Source organism: Kitasatospora indigofera, from assembly GCF_014655955.1.
Taxonomy (GTDB): Bacteria; Actinomycetota; Actinomycetes; order Streptomycetales; family Streptomycetaceae; genus Kitasatospora; species Kitasatospora indigofera.
The window spans coordinates 1-18,102 of the sequence record NZ_BNBO01000058.1 but is presented as its reverse complement, the minus strand read 5'-3'; the positions used below and the strand labels follow the sequence as shown (position 1 = coordinate 18,102).

Sequence of the window (18,102 nt, the reverse complement as noted above, 5' to 3'; positions counted from 1 at the left end):
GCGGACGATTGAGGCAGAGCCGGCGACCGGCCCACCCAGGCATCCCTCTCCTCTGGGAGGGCACACCACCGGGGCCGGCAGAACCCGAGAAGAGACAGGCAGATGACTGAGCACGCCGCATCCCCCCGCCGTGGGGACACCCCGGCCGCCCACGCGCCGGGTCCCCAGCACGTCGTCGAGACCATGACCGGCGCGCAGTCGCTCATCCGCTCGCTGGAGGCCGTGGGCGCGGACACCGTCTTCGGGATCCCGGGCGGGGCCATCCTTCCGGCGTACGACCCGCTGATGGACTCGCAGAAGGTCCGTCACATCCTGGTCCGCCACGAGCAGGGCGCCGGGCACGCCGCCACCGGCTACGCGCAGGCCACCGGCCGGGTCGGCGTCTGCATGGCGACCTCGGGCCCCGGCGCGACCAACCTGGTCACCCCGATCGCCGACGCCTACATGGACTCCGTCCCGCTGGTCGCGATCACCGGCCAGGTCGCCTCCAAGGCGATCGGCACCGACGCCTTCCAGGAGGCGGACATCTGCGGCATCACGATGCCGATCACCAAGCACAACTTCCTGGTGACCGACCCGGCCGAGATCCCCCGGGTGATCGCCGAGGCCTTCCACATCGCCGCCACCGGCCGCCCCGGCCCGGTCCTGGTCGACATCGCCAAGGACGCGCTGCAGGCCACCACCACCTTCCGCTGGCCGGTGGAGACCTCGCTGCCCGGCTACCGCCCGGTGACCAAGCCGCACGCCAAGCAGATCCGCGAGGCCGCGAAGATGCTGGTGGGCGCGAAGAAGCCGGTGCTGTACGTCGGCGGCGGCGTGCTCAAGGCGAACGCCACGGCCGAGCTGCGGATCCTCGCCGAACTGACCGGCGCCCCGGTCGTCACCACCCTGATGGCGCTGGGCGCGTTCCCCGACAGCCACCCGCAGCACCTGGGCATGCCCGGCATGCACGGCAGCGTCCCGGCCGTCACCGCGCTGCAGAAGTCGGACCTGCTCTTCACCCTCGGCGCCCGCTTCGACGACCGGGTCACCGGCAAGCTGGACAGCTTCGCGCCGTACGCCAAGGTCGTCCACGCCGACATCGACCCGGCCGAGATCGGCAAGAACCGCCCGGCGGACGTGCCGATCGTCGGCGACGCCCGCGAGGTGCTGGCCGACCTCATCGTCGCCGTCCAGGCCGAGTTCGACGCCGGCCACAAGGCCGACTACACCGACTGGTGGGTCAAGCTCAACGAGTGGAAGACCACCTACCCGCTGGGCTACGAGCCCGCTCCGGCCGGCGGGCTCGCCCCGCAGCAGGTCATCGAGCGGATCGGGCAGCTGGTCGGCTCCGACGCGATCTACGCGGCGGGCGTCGGGCAGCACCAGATGTGGGCCTCGCAGTTCATCAGCTACGAGAAGCCGGCCACCTGGCTGAACTCCGGCGGCGCGGGCACCATGGGGTACGCGGTCCCGGCCGCGATGGGCGCCAAGGCCGGCCGGCCCGAGGCCACGGTCTGGGCCATCGACGGCGACGGCTGCTTCCAGATGACCAACCAGGAGCTGGTCACCTGCGCGCTGAACAACATCCCGATCAAGGTCGCCGTCATCAACAACGGCTCGCTGGGCATGGTCCGCCAGTGGCAGACCCTCTTCTACAACCAGCGCTACTCCAACACCGTCCTGCACGCGGGCCCGGAGCACGACGGCATCGCCGCACCGGCCCAGGGCACCCGGATCCCGGACTTCGTGCTGCTCTCCGAGGCGATGGGCTGCGTCGGCCTGCGCTGCGAGCGCCCGGAGGACCTGGACGCGGTGATCAAGCAGGCGATGGAGATCAACGACCGCCCGGTCGTGATCGACTTCATCGTGCACCAGGACGCCATGGTCTGGCCGATGGTCGCGGCCGGCACCAGCAACGACGAGATCCTCGCCGCCCGGGACGTGCGCCCGGACTTCGGCGACGACCTCGACTGACCCCCGACCACCAGAACCAGAGAGAGCTACGAAATGTCCAAGCACACCCTCTCCGTCCTGGTCGAGAACAAGCCCGGCGTGCTCGCCCGCATCGCCGCCCTGTTCTCCCGTCGGGGATTCAACATCGACTCCCTCGCGGTCGGCCCGACCGAGCACCCGGACATCTCCCGGATGACCATCGTGGTCAACGTCGAGGACCTCCCGCTGGAGCAGGTCACCAAGCAGCTCAACAAGCTGGTCAACGTGATAAAGATCGTCGAACTCGACCAGGCCGCTGCGATCCAGCGGGAACTGGTCCTGGTGAAGGTCCGCGCCGACAACGACACCCGGTCGCAGATCGTCGAGATCGTCCAGCTGTTCCGCGCCAAGACGGTCGACGTGTCACCCGATGCGGTGACCATCGAGGCCACCGGCAGCTCCGACAAGCTGGAGGCGATGCTCCGGATGCTGGAGCCCTTCGGCATCAAGGAGCTCGTGCAGTCCGGCCTGGTGGCCATCGGGCGCGGCGCCCGTTCGATCACCGACCGCTCGCTGCGCGCCCTCGACCGCAGCGCGTAGTGACGGGCGGTCGCCCCGGCGACGCGACCCGTCTCACCACCTGAAGCAACGCCCCACACCCCCGCCGGGTCCACGTACCGTGGGTACCGCACCACCCGGCATCACCATCACGCAAGGAGATGTGCCCCCGTGGCCGAGCTGTTCTACGAAGACGACGCCGACCTGTCCATCATCCAGGGCCGCAAGGTCGCGGTCATCGGCTACGGCAGCCAGGGCCACGCCCACGCGCTGTCGCTGCGCGACTCGGGCGTGGACGTCCGTGTCGGCCTCCTGGAGGGCTCGAAGTCCCGCGCCAAGGCGGAGGAGGCCGGCCTGCGCGTCGTGTCGCCGTCCGAGGCGGCGGCCGAGGCCGACGTCATCATGATCCTGGTGCCGGACCCCATCCAGGGCGACGTGTACAAGGAGGCCATCGAGCCGAACCTGAAGGCGGGCGACGCCCTCTTCTTCGGCCACGGCCTCAACATCCGCTTCGGCTTCATCACCCCGCCGGCCGACGTCGACGTCTGCATGGTCGCCCCGAAGGGCCCGGGCCACCTGGTCCGCCGCCAGTACGTCGAGGGCCGCGGCGTCCCCGCGATCGTCGCCGTCGAGCAGGACGCCACCGGCAAGGCCTTCGACCTGGCGCTCTCGTACGCCAAGGGCATCGGCGCCACCAAGGCCGGCGTCATCAAGACCACCTTCACCGAGGAGACCGAGACCGACCTGTTCGGTGAGCAGGCCGTCCTCTGCGGTGGCACCGCCGCCCTGGTCAAGGCCGGTTTCGAGACCCTGGTCGAGGCCGGCTACCAGCCGGAGATCGCCTACTTCGAGTGCCTGCACGAGCTGAAGCTCATCGTCGACCTCATGTACGAGGGCGGCCTGGAGAAGATGCGCTGGTCCATCTCGGAGACCGCCGAGTGGGGCGACTACGTCACCGGCCCGCGCATCATCACCGCCGACACCAAGGCCGAGATGAAGAAGGTCCTCGCCGAGATCCAGGACGGCACCTTCGCCAACACCTGGATCGCCGAGTACAAGGCCGGCCTGCCGAAGTACAACGAGTACAAGAACGCCGACTCCGAGCACCTGCTGGAGACCACCGGCAAGAAGCTCCGCAAGCTCATGAGCTGGGTCAAGGAAGAGGCGTAAGCCTCCTGTCGCGCCCGGCGCACACCCCACGGGGGCGCGCGCCGGGCGCGACGCACAGCTGCGCCGGGGCAGGCCTGGGCCAGGCCTGCCCCGTCTGTACATCTGGTTGATCCCGTGCGGGTGATTTCGCCGTACGGGCGCAGCCCGGCCCCCCGCCCGTCGATACACTTCCGAGTGCGCGTCAGGCCCACAGCGTCGTGCGTCTATCTACGCGGCATGCCACCTTCCCCCGCTGGTCACGCCACCTTCGTGCCATGGACCGGGGAGAACCGGACAGTTAAGGACACACTGTCGTGAGCACTGTGACTTCCAAAAACGCCGTCGTACTGATCGCCGAAGAGCTGTCGCCCGCCACCGTTGACGCCCTCGGTCCGGACTTCGAGATCCGCCACTGCAACGGTGCGGACCGTACCGAGCTGCTGACCGCCATCGCCGACGTGGACGCGATCCTGATCCGCAGCGCCACCAAGGTGGACGCCGAGGCGCTCGCCGCGGCGAAGAAGCTGAAGGTGGTCGCCCGGGCCGGCGTCGGCCTCGACAACGTCGACGTCTCCGCCGCCACCAAGGCCGGCGTGATGGTCGTCAACGCGCCGACCTCCAACATCGTGACCGCGGCCGAGCTGGCCTGCGGCCTGCTGATCGCCAGCGCCCGGCACATCGCGCCCGCCAACGCCGCTCTCAAGCAGGGCGAGTGGAAGCGCAACAAGTACACCGGCGTCGAGCTCTCCGAGAAGGTGCTCGGCGTCGTCGGCCTCGGCCGGATCGGCGTGCTGGTCGCCCAGCGGATGTCCGCCTTCGGCATGAAGATCGTCGCGTACGACCCCTACATCCAGGCCGCCCGCGCGGCCCAGATGGGCGTCAAGCTGCTGACCCTGGAGGAGCTGCTGGAGGTGTCGGACTTCATCACCGTCCACCTCCCGAAGACCCCCGAGACCATCGGCCTGATCGGCGACGAGGCGCTGCACAAGGTCAAGCCGACCGTGCGCATCGTCAACGCGGCCCGCGGCGGCATCGTGGACGAGGCCGCGCTCGCCAGCGCCCTGCGCGACGGCCGGGTGGCCGGCGCCGGCCTGGACGTGTACGCCAAGGAGCCCTGCACCGACTCCCCGCTCTTCGCCTTCGACAACGTGGTCGCCACCCCGCACCTGGGCGCCTCCACCGACGAGGCGCAGGAGAAGGCCGGCATCGCGGTGGCCAAGTCGGTCCGCCTGGCGCTGGCCGGCGAGCTGGTGCCGGACGCGGTCAACGTCCAGGGCGGCGTGATCGCCGAGGACGTGCGCCCGGGCCTGCCGCTCGCCGAGAAGCTCGGCCGGATCTTCACCGCGCTGGCCGGCGAGGTCGCCGTCCGGCTGGACGTCGAGGTCCGCGGCGAGATCACCCAGCACGACGTCAAGGTGCTCGAACTCTCCGCGCTCAAGGGCGTGTTCGAGGACGTCGTGGCCGAGACGGTCAGCTACGTCAACGCCCCGCTGTTCGCGCAGGAGCGCGGCGTCGAGGTCCGCCTGACGACCAGCAGCGAGAGCCCCGAGCACCGCAACGTCATCACCGTGCGCGGCACGCTCTCCGGCGGCGGCGAGATCGCCATCTCGGGCACGCTGTCCGGCCCGAAGCAGATCCAGAAGATCGTCGGCGTGGACGCCTTCGACGTGGACGTGGCGCTCACCGACCACATGGCCTTCTTCAAGTACGAGGACCGCCCCGGCGTGGTCGGCATCCTCGGCCGCCACCTCGGTGACGCGGGCATCAACATCGCGGGCATGCAGGTCGCCCGTGACGGTGAGGGCGCGCTCGCCTCGATCACCGTCGACAGCCAGATCCCGCAGGAGGTCCTGTCGGCGATCGCGGCCGAGATCGGCGCCAAGTTCGCCCGCTCGGTCGACCTGCGCTGACCCCGGCGCCGGCCCTCCGGCCGGCGGCTCGCCGCGGCCCTCCCGTCCTCGTGACGGGAGGGCCGCGGCCGTTCCCGGGCCGTCCGCGGGCCGTCCGCGGGCCCGCTCGGGGGCCGTCGCCCGCCCGTACCCGGGCCGCGCCCGGGCCGGGCGGCCCGGCCGGTCCGGGGCCGTACCCCCGGCCGGGGCGAGTGCCGTCTCAGATAGTAGGAAATCCAAGTAGTTGTGCAGACAGCGACGGGTGGGGCGTCGTACCGTGAAAGAGCCATACGGTCAGCCACCCCTGGCTCCTACCTTCCGGTCAGGGCGCGTGGGCCCGTGTGTGCCGTACGCGCTACGGCAGGCGACCCCTGCTCGGCGTACCAACCCTCCCCACCCTCAGCACTTCCACGTGCACTGAACCGAGGAGTCCGGTATGCCCCCCACCGCAGACCTGCTCACCCACCGTGACCACCGCGCCGCCCAGGCGCCCACCCGCCCGGCCACCCGCCGCCGGCGCCGGGTCGAGCCCGACCCCCAGGTCGCCGCCGCCCTGCAGCGGGCCCTCGACCGCCGCGACAACGGCGGCGAGACCGGCCACCTGGGGTAGCCCCGGCCCGCTCCCGCTCACCCGGATGGCCTGACGCCTTGTCACTCCGGAGAGTGCAAGTGACCCCCGTACGAGGGAGGTTGCTCGCACTCCCCGGCGCGATGATCGTAATTTGAGGCCTCCGGAGGGGAGATCGACGTCCGCACGGGGCGGACGTCAGCGGCACGCGTGCGGATCAGACCCCCGCCGGGGGAGAGGGCCCAGTGCTCAAGCAATCCGTCCGCCGCCCGCTCAGCAGACTGGGCGTCGCCCTGGCCCTGATGGCGGGGCCGGTGGCCGCCCTCGGCGCCCACCCGGCGGCCCTGGCCGGCACCGTGTCCGCCGGCGGCGCGCCCGTCGGCGCACCCACCGGCAGCGCGCCGGCCCGGGCCGCCGGGCAGCCGTCCGCCGGGCAGGTCACCGTCCTGCTGGAACTCGGCACCGAAGCCGCCGCCCCCGCCTGGCAGCGCGCCGCCGCCGGGGCCAGGCGCGCCCTGCGCTCCCCGGAGGCGGTCCGCCAGGAGGCCGCCCGGGCCGGGGCGGGCCAGCGCCGCGAGGCCGTCCGGGCCCTGGACCGGCTGGCCGCCGACGTCCGCGCCGCCGTCCCCGAGGCCCGCGAGCTCTACCGCACCGAGGCCCTGCTCACCGGCCTGGCCGTCACCGCGCCGGCCGGCCGGCTGCCCGCCCTGCGCGCGCTGCCCGGTGTCCGGGCCGCCCACCCCGTCGCCCGCAAGGAGCGCGTCAACGCCCACTCCGTCCCGCTCACCGGCGCGCCGTCGGTCTGGGCCGGCGTGCCCGGCGGCTCCGGCGACGCCGACCGTCCCGACACCGGCCAGGGCGTGCGGATCGGCATCATCGACAGCGGCATCGACTACACCCACGCCGACTTCGGCGGCCCCGGCACCGAGGAGGCGTTCCGGGCCGTGGACGGCGCCGCGCCGGCCCCCGCCGGACTCTTCCCCAACCACAAGGTCACCGGCGGCAAGGACCTGGTCGGCGACGACTACGACCCCGACCCCTCCTCGCCGACGTTCCAGCCGCAGCCGCACCCGGACGACAACCCGATCGACTGCGCCCTCAACGGCCACGGCACCCATGTGGCCGGCACCGCGGCCGGCCTCGGCGTGAGCGCCGACGGCCGCACCTACACCGGCCCCTACCGCCCCGGCCTGGACCCGGCCGGCTTCCGGGTCGGCCCGGGCGCCGCCCCCGGCGCCGAGCTGTACGCGATCCGGGTGTTCGGCTGCGACGGCTCCACCGACCAGCTCACCCAGGCCCTCGACCTGGCCGCCGACCCGGACGGCGACGGCGACCTCACCGACCGCCTGGACGTGGTCAACCTCTCGCTCGGCAGCCGCTTCGGCAACACCGACGACGCCGACTCGATCGCCGCCGACCGCCTCTCCGCGCTCGGCACCGTGGTGGTCGCCTCGGCCGGCAACGAGGGCGACGTCTACGGCATCGGCGGCAGCCCCGGCACCGCCCCCCGCGCCCTCACCGTGGCCGCCTCGGTCGACCCGCACAGCGACGCGGACGGCCTGCGGGTGCTCGCCCCCGACCGCCTGGCCGGCGTCGTCCCGGCGCACTGGAGCTCCCGCTACCAGGACTGGGCGGCCAAGGAGGTCAGCGGCGAACTCGCCCTGCCCGTCGACCAGTCGGACGGCTGCACCGCCTTCGACGAGACCGACCGGGCCCGGCTGGCCGGGCGGATCGCGGTGCTCAGCTGGCAGACCAAGGACTCCGAGCGGGCCTGCGGCTCCGGCCCGCGGGCCGACCACGCGGCCGACGCGGGCGCCATCGGCACGCTGTTCGCCGCCGTCGACGACCACCTCGCCGAGATCGCCGGGAACGACCGGATCCCGGCCGTGCTGCTCGCCCGCGCCGACGGCGAGCGGCTGCGCGCCGCCACCGCCGAGGGCCCCGTCACCGTCCAGCTCGCCACCCCCGGCAACACCCTGCACGGCGTGGTCGGCCAGGAGCAGCCGCAGCGCACCGACACCCTCACCGACTTCACCTCGCGCGGCATCGGCGTCCCCGGGGTGGTGAAGCCCGACGTGGCGGCGCCCGGCGAGACCATCTGGTCGGCGAAGGCCGGCAGCGGCTCCGGCGGCATGCGCGAGGGCGGCACCTCGATGGCGGCCCCGCACGTGGCGGGCCTCGCCGCGCTGGTCCGCTCGGCGCACCCCGGCCTGACCGTCGAGCAGGTCAAGGCCGCGCTGATGAACACCGCGACCGACACCTGGTCCGGCGACGAGCACAGCGGCCCGGTGTACGGGCCGGAGCGCACCGGCGCCGGGCGGGCCCGGGTCGACCTGGCCGTCCGCACGCCCGCCGTCGCCTACGCGGCGGGGGAGGGCGCCGTCGAGGGCGCGGTCGGGGTCTCCTTCGGCCCGGTGCCGGTCGGCGGCCCGCTGGAGCTGACCCGCGAGGTCGAGGTCCGCAACGTCTCCGCCGCGCCGCTGGCCTACCGGACCGGCTACCGGGCCGCCACCGAACTGCCCGGTGCCTCCTTCGGCCTGGCGCCCGGGCGGATCACCGTCCCGGCGGGCGGCACCGCCCGGGTCACCGTCACCCTCCGCGTCCCCGGGCAGCTGGGCCGGGTCCCGGACCCGACCGTCGACACCGCCCAGGCCGGGCACGCCCGCAGCTACCGGGGCGAACTCTCCGGCCTGCTGCTGCTCACCCCCGACGACGCGCCCGGGGCCGGCCCGGACGGCCCGCCGGAGCTGCGGGTGCCGCTGTTCGCCGCGCCCCGGGCCGCCTCCGGCCTCAGCGCCGAGGTCCAGGCCCGGCTGCCGCGGACCGGCACCCTGCTGACCCTGGGCGGCACCGCCGCACCCGCCGCCACCGGCGGCCTGGTCAGCGCCTTCGCCCTGGCCGGCGAGGGCGAGCGCTGGCCGGACTGCCCGGCCGACGGGATCTGCGTCGACCGCCCGGGCGACCGGTCGGCCGACCTGCGGGCGGCCGGCGCCGCCACCGACGCGCCGGCCGTGGCGGCCGGCCCGGCCGAGCAGCTCGGCCAGGGCATGCTCTACCTGGCCGCGAACTTCTGGGCGCCCGCCGTCACCCCGGTCGGCGTGCACGCCGTCCGGGCCTCGATCGACGCCGACGGGGACGGCACCACCGACGTCCTGGTCTCCGCCGACCGGCTGCGCGGCAGCGACGTCCTGGTGGCCCGGGCGCTCGACGCGCGGACCGGCAAGGAGCTGGACGTCCAGCCGCTGAACGCCCGCTGGGGCGACACCGACACCGACCTGCTGGACAGCGACACCGTCGTGCTGCCGGTCCGGCTGTCGGTGCTGCCCGGACTCCGCGAGGGCGCCTCGCAGATCCACTACGGGCTCTGGACCGGCCTCGCCGCGCCCGGACTGCCCGACCCGGCGCAGGCGTACTCCTCGATCGGGCTGGACGACGTCCGGCCGACCGCCGTCCTCGACGTGCTGCACCCGGCGCTGGACGTCCGCAGCGGGATCGGCGGCCCGGCCGCCGCGCTGGCGCCCGAGCGGCCCGGCGCGGTGCTGGAGGTGCGCCGGGCGGCCGGTGACCGGACCAGGCTGCTGCTGGTCCACCACCTCAACACGGACGGGCGGCGGGCGCAGATCATCGGCCTCGGCTGAGCCGCTGCCTTCCGCCGGTGCCCCTTCCGCCGGTGCCCCTTCCGCCGGTGCCCCTTCCGCCCGTGCTCCTGGCTCCGGGCCCGGCACCGGCGGAAGGCGGCGCCTCAGGCCGGCGGCGACCCACTGGCCGCGCCGTCGCTCCCGCCGCTGCTCCCGCCGTCGCCCCCGCCGTCGCTCCCGCCGTCGCCCCTGCCGCCGGCCGCGGCGGCCCCGGCCCGCCGGGTCGCCCGGGCCGACCTGGCCGGCCGGCGGCGCGGCCAGTGGGTCGCCGCCACCAGGGCGATCACCCCGGCCGAGGCCAGCCCCACCACCAGCCCGGGCGCCAGCCCCGGCTGCCGGAACGAGCAGGTGAGCCGGGAGTCCCCGGGCTTCAGCGGTACGCCGATCAGCCCGACCACGGACTGCGGCGCGGTGTACGGGCCGCCGCCCGCCGAGCAGGACCAGCCCCGGACGGCCGGCACCGACAGCACGGCGGTGCCCGCCGGACCGGCCGGGAGCACCGCGCTCACGCTGTGCCCGCCCGCCGTCACCACCGCGCCGCCGCCCGCCGCCAGCCGCGCCAGCGTCGCCTCCAGGGCGCCGGCCCGCAGGCAGCCCAGCGGCCTGGCCGGGACCTGCCCGGCGGCGGAGGTCCGCAGCAGCACCTCCACCCGGCCGTCGGCCGGCACCGGTCCGAGCAGCCGCACCCCCTCCGCCGTGTACGGTTGCTCGCCGTCGCTGGTGAAGGTGGCGCCGAGCCCGGACACCGTGCCGTGGAACCAGAGCGGCTGGAAGTAGGCCGTACTGCCCGGCGGGCAGCTCGCCGCCAGGACGGTGCCGGCCTGGCCCGGCGGGGTGGCCGGCACCGACCAGCCGCTGCTGCCGTGGGGTACGGCGGGCGGCCCGCCGGCCGGCACCGGCACCGGTACCTCGTAGAGCGGCCCGCCCAGCACGGTCTCCCGCCGGGTCCAGACCGAGCCGGTGTCGCCCGGGCCGGGCGGGCGCACCGTGACCAGTGGCGGGGCCGGCGCGTGGGCCACCGTGAAACCGTCCGGGGCCGGGCCGTCCACCAGGTACGTCCGGACGCCGAACAGCGCCCGGCCGACCGGGTCGTCCGGGCTCAGGGTCTGCCGGCCGGAGTGGGTCCAGCCCGCGCCCAGGTCGTGCAGGGTCTGTGCGAGGGCGGCCGGCAGCTGGTCGGAGGCGTACCCGCCGCCCTGGCCGCCCAGCAGCAGCGGGTCGTTGGCGGTGAACGCGTGCGGGCCGGGGTCGGCGCGGCCGGCCGGCCAGTCCTCGGCCGCCCGCAGCGCCCGGTGGGCGGCCCCGGCCGGCGCGGTGGCCACCTCGCGCACGGCCGGGCCGCCCGCCGTGTACGCCGACCAGACGGCGCCGCCCAGCACCCCGGCGGCGAGCGCCAGCGTGACCAGCCCGCTCGCCCGGGACCGGTCGTGCAGCAGCTCCAGCGCCCACAGGGCGGCCAGCGCGGCCGCGCCGCCGGCCGCCGCCCGCAGCCAGTCCGGGGTGCGCAGCGCGTCCTGGCCGTGGGCGAGCACCGCGAGCAGCAGCACCAGCCCGGCCCCGCCGAGCAGCGCGAGCGGCCCGGGCCGGTGCGAGAGCGAGACCCAGGCGGCCAGCACCAGCAGTCCGCTGACCACGAACGCCGCCCGGTACGGGCCCGCCACCGGCAGTGCCAGGCCGTGCCAGCGCAGCACCTCGGGCCGCCGGAGCAGGATCAGCGCCGCCAGTGCGGGCAGCACGCACCAGGCGATCCGCTCCCTGGCCCGCACCCGGGGGTTGAACGGCAGGCTCGCCGCTAGCAGCAGCCCGAGCATCCCGACCGCGACGTCCGGCAGCGGCGGTACGGCCTGCCCGCCGGGCAGCAGCCGGGCGAGCTGGGCGAGCAGGCCGGGGGAGCCGTCGGTGGCGCTGAGCGGCCCGGGCCGGGCGTCCTGCGCGGCGGTGACGGCGACGAACAGCACCGGCGAGGAGACCAGCGCCCCGGCCGCCGTCATGGTCACCGCCCGTCCGGTCACCCGGACCCAGGCCCGCAGCGTGGACCCCGGCAGCAGCGGGGCGGTGACCACCAGGCGGACCAGCAGCACCAGTCCGGCGGTGAGGGTGGCCGCCACCGCGGTGTGCAGGCTGCCGGTCCAGGCGGCCGCCACGCAGAGGGCGCCGGCCGCCCAGCGCCGCTCGTGCAGGCACCAGTCGGCCGCCAGCAGCAGCAGCGGCAGCGCCACCGGCCCCCACATCCACCCCGGGTTCGCCGCGCCGTCGTCCAGCACCCAGGCGCAGAGCGCGTACCCGACCGCGAGCAGCGCCCGCAGCCAGGGCGGCCCGTGGTGCAGCCGGCCCAGGGCGTGGGTCATCAGCGCGGCGGCGGCGGCGATGCTCAGTACGGTGACCAGGAACACGGCCGTGCCGACGGACGAGCGGGGGAAGAGCCCGACCAGCCAGGAGAAGGGGTTGAGCAGGTAGGCGGCGAGGTCGGGCAGGAACGGCGTGCCGTAGCCGCTGCCCCAGTTGAACAGCAGGTCGCCGGTGGTGTTGCCGTGCAGCAGGTCCCACAGGTGGGCGTGGAACGGGACGGCGATGTCCGCCAGGGCGGCGCCGGCGGGGGCGTGCGGCCCGAGCGGGTAGGTCCCGCGGGCGGCCGTCGCCAGGCAGTACGCGCCCGCCGCCAGCACGGCGGCGACCCCGGCCGCGGCGGCCTCCCGGCGGCGAGGGGTGAGGGTCTCGCTCAACGCGCCGTGGTCCGTTCTGCGAGGAATGTCCAGGCCTGATCGGATCGAGCATAGGTGGCGGGCGCGCGCGGCCGGGCCATGCGCTCCCTCGTCGGAGTGGCTTCTTCCGGGCACCTGCCCAGTAGCCTGAGAACACCCGCCAGACTCGCCGTGTGGGAGCAATCATGAGCGCCGAACCGTACCCCGACTGGATCCGCCCGCCGGCCGGCGGCTGGACCGCCGACGACCTCGACCGGCTGCCGGACCTCCCGCCGCACACGCAGCTGATCGACGGGAGCCTGGTGTTCGTGAGTCCTCAGACGAAGTTCCACATGAGGACGATCCGCGCCCTGGAGCGCGCACTGGTGGCGGCGGCCCCCGAGGAGTGGGAGGTGTGGCGGGAGATGACGGTGAAACTGAATGCGCGGAACCGGCCCGAGCCCGATCTCCTCGTGGTGGACGCGCGATCGGACACCGGGCCGAGGCAGACCTTCTGTCTCGCCGCCGATGTCCTGCTGGCCGTCGAGGTGGTCTCGGAGGAGTCCATGGAGCGGGACCGCGACACCAAGCCCCGCAAGTACGCCGCCGCCGGCATCCCGCACTTCTGGCGGGTGGAGAGCGACGAGGGCCGCCCCGTGGTCTATGTGTACGAGCTCGACCCGGCCACCGGCGGGTACGGCGTGGCGGGGATCCACCACAAGGTGCTGAAGCTGGACCGGCCGTTCCCGGTGGACGTCGAACTCGGCTGACGGGCCGCCCACCTGTGCGGGCGACACGGCGCGTCCGGATAGTGGACATCAGGTGTCAGCCCGTGGACGCCGGAGTAGGGTCCCCTACATGTCTCGCAGCCTTCGTCTCGCAGTGATCCCCGGTGACGGCATCGGCCAGGAAGTGGTGGCCGAAGGCCTCAAGGTCCTGGGTGCCGCCCTCCCCGCGGACGTCAAGGTGGAGGCGACCGAGTACGACCTCGGCGCCCGCCGCTACCACCGCACCGGGGAGACCCTCCCGGACAGCGTGCTGGAGGAGCTCAAGGGCCACGACGCGATCCTGCTCGGCGCCATCGGCGACCCGAGCGTCCCGTCCGGCGTCCTGGAGCGCGGGCTGCTGCTGAAGCTGCGCTTCGCCTTCGACCACCACATCAACCTCCGCCCGGGCAAGCTCTTCCCCGGTGTGAAGTCGCCGCTGGCCGGCGAGCCGGAGATCGACTTCGTCGTCGTCCGTGAGGGCACCGAGGGCCCGTACGTCGGCAACGGCGGCACGCTGCGCACCGGCACCGAGCACGAGGTGGCCACCGAGGTCAGCCTCAACACCGCGTACGGCATCGAGCGCGTGGTGCGCGACGCCTACCGCCGTGCCGACGCCCGCCCGCGCAAGAAGCTGACCCTGGTCCACAAGAACAACGTGCTGGTGCACGCCGGCCACCTGTGGACCCGGATCTTCCAGCAGGTCGGCCAGGAGTTCCCCGAGGTCACCACCGACTACCTGCACGTCGACGCGGCGACGATCTTCTTCGTCACCCAGCCCGAGCGCTTCGACGTGATCGTCACCGACAACCTGTTCGGCGACATCCTCACCGACCTGGCCGCCGCCGTCACCGGCGGCATCGGCCTGGCGGCGAGCGGCAACATCAACCCGTCCGGCGACTTCCCGTCGATGTTCGAGCCCGTGCACGGCTCGGCGCCGGACATCGCCGGCCAGGGCAAGGCCGACCCGACCGCCACCGTGCTGTCCGTCGCCATGCTGCTGGAGCACCTCGGCTTCACCGCCGAGGCGGCCAAGGTCGAGGCCGCCGTGGCCGCCGACCTGGCCGAGCGCGCCGGCGTCCGCTCCACCTCGCAGGTCGGCGACGCGCTCGTCGCCCGAGTATCCGGCTGACGGGCCGGAGCACCTCGCCAGCTGCATGCCAGCTGTTCGGCACGGCCCTCTAGATGCGACCATCAACAGTGGGCCGTGCCGTCGTGTGTTCGATCAGTCCGAATCACCGACGGGCAGGGCCCGGACCAACCCCACGGTGAAGGACAGACAGCCATGAGTACGCCCACCCAGGCGCCCATCACGTTCGACCTCAAGCCCTCCGCCCACCCGCTGGCCGACGCGGAGCGGGCGGCCCGGCTGGCCAGTCCCGGTTTCGGCCGGGTCTTCACCGACCACATGGTCACCATCCGCTGGACCGAGGGCCGGGGCTGGCACGACGCCCAGCTGACGCCTTACGCGCCGCTGGAGATCGACCCGGCGAACATGACGCTGCACTACGGGCAGGCGATCTTCGAGGGCCTCAAGGCGTACCGCCAGGCCGACGGCTCCATCGCCACCTTCCGTCCGACCGCCAACGCCGAGCGCTTCCAGGCCTCCGCCCGCCGGCTCGCGATGCCCGAGCTGCCGGTCGAGGCCTTCGTCGAGGCCGTCGAGCTGCTCGTCCAGCAGGACCAGGCGTGGGTCCCGAACGAGCCCGAGCAGAGCCTGTACCTGCGGCCGTTCATGTTCGCCACCGAGGTCGGCCTGGGTGTCCGGCCCGCGAACGAGTACCTCTTCATGATCATCGCCTCGCCGGCCGGCGCCTACTTCCCCGGCGGCGTCAAGCCCGTCTCCGTCTGGCTCTCCGAGGAGTACGTCCGGGCGGCCCCCGGCGGCACCGGCACCGCCAAGTGCGCCGGCAACTACGCCGCCTCGCTGATCGCCCAGGCCCAGGCCGCCGAGAAGGGCTGCGACCAGGTCGTCTGGCTCGACGCCGCCGAGCACCGGTGGATCGAGGAGATGGGCGGGATGAACCTGTACTTCGTCTTCGGCGAGGGCGAGGACGCGAAGATCGTCACCCCCGAGCTCTCCGGCGCGCTGCTCCCCGGCATCACCCGTGACTCGCTGCTCGCGATGGCCGCCGACCTCGGCTACGCCGTCGAGGAGCGCCGGATCTCCACCGACGAGTGGAAGCAGGGCAACGCCGACGGCACCCTGACCGAGGTCTTCGCCTGCGGCACCGCCGCGGTCATCACCCCGGTCGGCTCGGTCAAGTCGGCCCGCGCCGACTGGACGGTCGGCGCCGGCGAGCCCGGCCCGATCACCCTGGAACTGCGCAAGGCGCTGCTCGCCGTCCAGGGCGGCCAGGCGCCGGACACCCACGGCTGGCTGCACAAGATCGTCTGATCCTCGTGCCGGGCGCCCCGCCACGGCGGGGCGCCCGGCCGGGTGACCTCGAAGCGTTCCGTTCGTTGAGCCGTGCGGACCGGGACGGAGGGGTCACGACCGCGTTGTCGCACGAGTTCCCCGAGGCCTGGCAGAGCCTGGACGACGACCTCCTCGACGCCTTTCCGGGCCTGGACACCCCCGAGGGGTTCGAGGCCGAGCTCGTCGAGGGGGAGATCGTCGTGACCCCACCGCCCGACGGTGACCACGAGACCGCGATCGGCCGGATCGTCCGGCAGATCGCCCGTCCCGGTCGGGGAGCCGCTGGAGCTGCCGGAACCCTTCGGGCTCGCCCTGCGGACCGACCGGCTGCACTGAGCCGGCGAAGAGTCCGTCCCGGATGGCGAGACACCGCAGCCGCATCCTGGATGCTGTGCCAGACTGCGAACGTGTCCTCGCTCGCGCTCATTATTAGCAGCAGGCGCGCCGGTCCACAGTGACCGCTCCGCAGTACCCCTTCGCGGAGCGACCTGGTGTCAGACCCGCGCGCAGACCTCTCGCACCCGCGAGGGGTCTTTTGTTTTGCCCCGCAGGCCCCACCCCCGGCCCGCGGGACAGGATCCGGAGCTCCCGGGGCCCCCACCAGGGGCCGTCCGGTCCTCCGGGTGGTGCGCGGGCATGGTGGACAGTGGAGCCAGACATCCGGCAACAGCAGTTCCCCTCCCGCCCGGCTCCGGGCGGGAGGGGCCCAGCCCGAACGGAGAGACCAGGGCCATGACCGAGGCCAGCAGCGATTCCAACGACAGCTTCCACGTCTTCGACACCACCCTGCGCGACGGCGCGCAGCGCGAGGGCATCAACCTCACGGTGGCCGACAAGCTGAACATCGCCCGGTACCTGGACGAGTTCGGCGTCGGGTTCATCGAGGGCGGCTGGCCCGGTGCCAACCCCCGGGACACCGAGTTCTTCGCCCGCGCCGCCGCCGAGCTGGACCTCCAGCACGCGCAGCTGGTCGCCTTCGGCGCCACCCGCCGGGCCGGCGGCAGCGCCGCCGACGACCCGCAGCTGGCCGCCCTGGTCAACTCGGGCGCGCCGGTCATCACCCTGGTCGCCAAGTCGCACGACCGGCACGTCGAGCTGGCCCTGCGCACCACGCTGGACGAGAACCTGGCGATGGTCCGGGACAGCGTGTCCTACCTGCGCTCGCAGGGCCGCCGGGTGTTCATCGACTGCGAGCACTTCTTCGACGGCTACAAGGCCAACCGCGACTACGCGCTCGCCGTGGTGCGCGCCGCGCACGAGGCCGGCGCCGACGTGGTGGTGCTCTGCGACACCAACGGCGGGATGCTGCCGGCCGGGGTGCACGAGATCGTCGCCGACGTGCTGGCCACAACCGGGGCGCGGCTCGGCATCCACGCCCAGGACGACACCGGCTGCGCGGTCGCCAACTCGCTGGCCGCGGTGGACGCCGGCGCCACCCACGTGCAGTGCACCGCCAACGGCTACGGCGAGCGGGTCGGCAACGCCAACCTCTTCCCGGTGGTCGGCGCGCTGGAGATCAAGTACGGCATGAAGGTGCTGCCGGAGGGCCGGCTCGCCGAGATGACCCGGATCTCGCACGCCATCGCCGAGGTGGTCAACCTGGCGCCCTCCACCCACCAGCCGTACGTCGGCGTCTCGGCCTTCGCGCACAAGGCCGGTCTGCACGCCTCCGCGATCAAGGTGGACCCGGACCTCTACCAGCACATCGACCCCGAGCGGGTCGGCAACACCATGCGGATGCTGGTCTCCGACATGGCCGGCCGGGCCTCGGTCGAGCTGAAGGGCAAGGAGCTGGGCTACGACCTCTCCGCCGACCGTGACCTGGTCGGCCGGGTGGTGGCCAAGGTCAAGGAGCAGGAGAACCTCGGCTACACCTACGAGGCCGCGGACGCCTCCTTCGAGCTGCTGCTGCGCGACGAGGTGCGCGGCGGCCGGGAGCGCTTCTTCACCCTGGAGTCCTGGCGGACGATCAGCGAGCAGCAGGCCGGCAACGGCAACGGCGGGGGCGAGAGCGCCGGCAACGAGGCCACCGTGAAGCTCTGGGCCAAGGGCGAGCGCCGGATCGCGACCGGCGAGGGCAACGGCCCGGTCGACGCGCTGGACCGGGCCCTGCGCGCGGCGCTCGAAGGGATCTACCCGCAGCTCGCCAAGATGGAGCTGGTGGACTACAAGGTGCGGATCCTGGAGGGCCAGCACGGCACCGGCTCCAAGACCCGGGTGCTGATCGAGTCGACCGACGGCACCACGACCTGGTCCACGGTGGGGGTCGCGGACAACGTGATCGCCGCCTCCTGGCGGGCACTTGAGGACGCCTACACCTACGGCCTGATCCGCGCGGGGCTCGACCCGCAGGAGTGAGCCGTGCCCGCGGGGCCGGGCCGCGGCCCGCGCCCGGCGGACGATCGGAAAGTGGCCCACGGACCGGACAGGTCCGTGGGCCGCGTCGCGTCCGGGCCCTGCTCGCCGCTCAGCGGAGGCGGGCGAGGAGGGCGTGTTCGACGAGGGTGATGAGGGCGCTCTTG

The 18,102-nt window shown here is 73.9% G+C and carries 11 protein-coding genes and 1 pseudogene; 11 read left to right on the top strand and 1 reads right to left on the bottom strand.

The genetic code is table 11. From position 1 onward, the window contains the following. Positions 1-102 precede the first annotated feature (102 nt). From IE329_RS32900 to IE329_RS32875, 6 genes are all read left to right on the top strand, one after another. Positions 103-1,956 (top strand): acetolactate synthase large subunit, encoded by a 1,854-nt coding sequence (locus IE329_RS32900; protein WP_190214697.1) that lies wholly within the window; start codon positions 103-105, stop codon positions 1,954-1,956. A 33-nt stretch (positions 1,957-1,989) separates the two neighbouring features. Further along, entirely contained in the window at positions 1,990-2,514 is a 525-nt protein-coding gene (ilvN, locus tag IE329_RS32895; protein ID WP_073926044.1) for an acetolactate synthase small subunit, read from the top strand. A gap of 129 nt (positions 2,515-2,643) precedes the next feature. Continuing rightward, positions 2,644-3,642: a ketol-acid reductoisomerase gene (gene ilvC / locus IE329_RS32890; protein ID WP_190214696.1), complete on the top strand. Its 999-nt coding sequence runs from the start codon at positions 2,644-2,646 to the stop codon at positions 3,640-3,642. A 302-nt stretch (positions 3,643-3,944) separates the two neighbouring features. Further along, the gene (gene serA, locus IE329_RS32885; protein ID WP_190214719.1) at positions 3,945-5,531 is read left to right on the top strand and encodes a phosphoglycerate dehydrogenase; all 1,587 of its coding nucleotides are present in this window, start codon (positions 3,945-3,947) and stop codon (positions 5,529-5,531) included. 415 nt (positions 5,532-5,946) lie between these two features. Next, positions 5,947-6,120 (top strand): hypothetical protein, encoded by a 174-nt coding sequence (locus tag IE329_RS32880; RefSeq protein ID WP_190214695.1) that lies wholly within the window; start codon positions 5,947-5,949, stop codon positions 6,118-6,120. Between the two features lie 203 nt (positions 6,121-6,323). Next, positions 6,324-9,716, top strand: a complete 3,393-nt coding sequence (locus IE329_RS32875) for a S8 family peptidase (RefSeq protein WP_190214694.1) — start codon at positions 6,324-6,326, stop codon at positions 9,714-9,716. A gap of 104 nt (positions 9,717-9,820) precedes the next feature. Here the strand turns inward: IE329_RS32875 and IE329_RS32870 are convergent, their stop codons facing one another. Further along, positions 9,821-12,439 carry a YfhO family protein gene (locus IE329_RS32870; RefSeq protein ID WP_190214693.1) on the bottom strand — a complete coding sequence of 873 codons (2,619 nt, stop codon included), beginning with the start codon at positions 12,437-12,439 and terminating at the stop codon, positions 9,821-9,823. 164 nt (positions 12,440-12,603) lie between these two features. Between IE329_RS32870 and IE329_RS32865 the strand changes: the two genes are divergently transcribed. The 5 genes and pseudogenes from IE329_RS32865 (at position 12,604) to cimA (ending at position 17,938) form a co-directional block, all read left to right on the top strand. Then, the gene (locus tag IE329_RS32865) at positions 12,604-13,167 is read left to right on the top strand and encodes a Uma2 family endonuclease (protein ID WP_190214692.1); all 564 of its coding nucleotides are present in this window, start codon (positions 12,604-12,606) and stop codon (positions 13,165-13,167) included. Between the two features lie 88 nt (positions 13,168-13,255). Then, positions 13,256-14,293: a 3-isopropylmalate dehydrogenase gene (locus IE329_RS32860; RefSeq protein WP_190214691.1), complete on the top strand. Its 1,038-nt coding sequence runs from the start codon at positions 13,256-13,258 to the stop codon at positions 14,291-14,293. A 153-nt stretch (positions 14,294-14,446) separates the two neighbouring features. Further along, a complete protein-coding gene (locus tag IE329_RS32855; RefSeq protein ID WP_190214690.1) occupies positions 14,447-15,559 on the top strand; it encodes a branched-chain amino acid aminotransferase in 1,113 nt (370 codons plus the stop codon). Positions 15,560-15,696: 137 nt separating this feature from the next. Then, positions 15,697-15,855, top strand: a pseudogene (locus IE329_RS41910) (Uma2 family endonuclease); the annotation flags it as partial. Positions 15,856-16,312: 457 nt separating this feature from the next. Next, positions 16,313-17,938 carry a citramalate synthase gene (gene cimA, locus IE329_RS32845; protein ID WP_190214688.1) on the top strand — a complete coding sequence of 542 codons (1,626 nt, stop codon included), beginning with the start codon at positions 16,313-16,315 and terminating at the stop codon, positions 17,936-17,938. The last annotated feature ends 164 nt before the right edge of the window (positions 17,939-18,102 follow it).

What these genes read in the sequence shown, in the direction of transcription:
- IE329_RS32865 (WP_190214692.1), top strand. Translation starts at nt 12,604, where the DNA reads ATGAGCGCCGAACCGTACCCCGACTGGATCCGCCCGCCGGCCGGCGGC.
- ilvN (WP_073926044.1), top strand. Translation starts at nt 1,990, where the DNA reads ATGTCCAAGCACACCCTCTCCGTCCTGGTCGAGAACAAGCCCGGCGTG.
- IE329_RS32900 (WP_190214697.1), top strand. Translation starts at nt 103, where the DNA reads ATGACTGAGCACGCCGCATCCCCCCGCCGTGGGGACACCCCGGCCGCC.
- IE329_RS32860 (WP_190214691.1), top strand. Translation starts at nt 13,256, where the DNA reads ATGTCTCGCAGCCTTCGTCTCGCAGTGATCCCCGGTGACGGCATCGGC.
- cimA (WP_190214688.1), top strand. Translation starts at nt 16,313, where the DNA reads ATGACCGAGGCCAGCAGCGATTCCAACGACAGCTTCCACGTCTTCGAC.
- IE329_RS32880 (WP_190214695.1), top strand. Translation starts at nt 5,947, where the DNA reads ATGCCCCCCACCGCAGACCTGCTCACCCACCGTGACCACCGCGCCGCC.
- IE329_RS32855 (WP_190214690.1), top strand. Translation starts at nt 14,447, where the DNA reads ATGAGTACGCCCACCCAGGCGCCCATCACGTTCGACCTCAAGCCCTCC.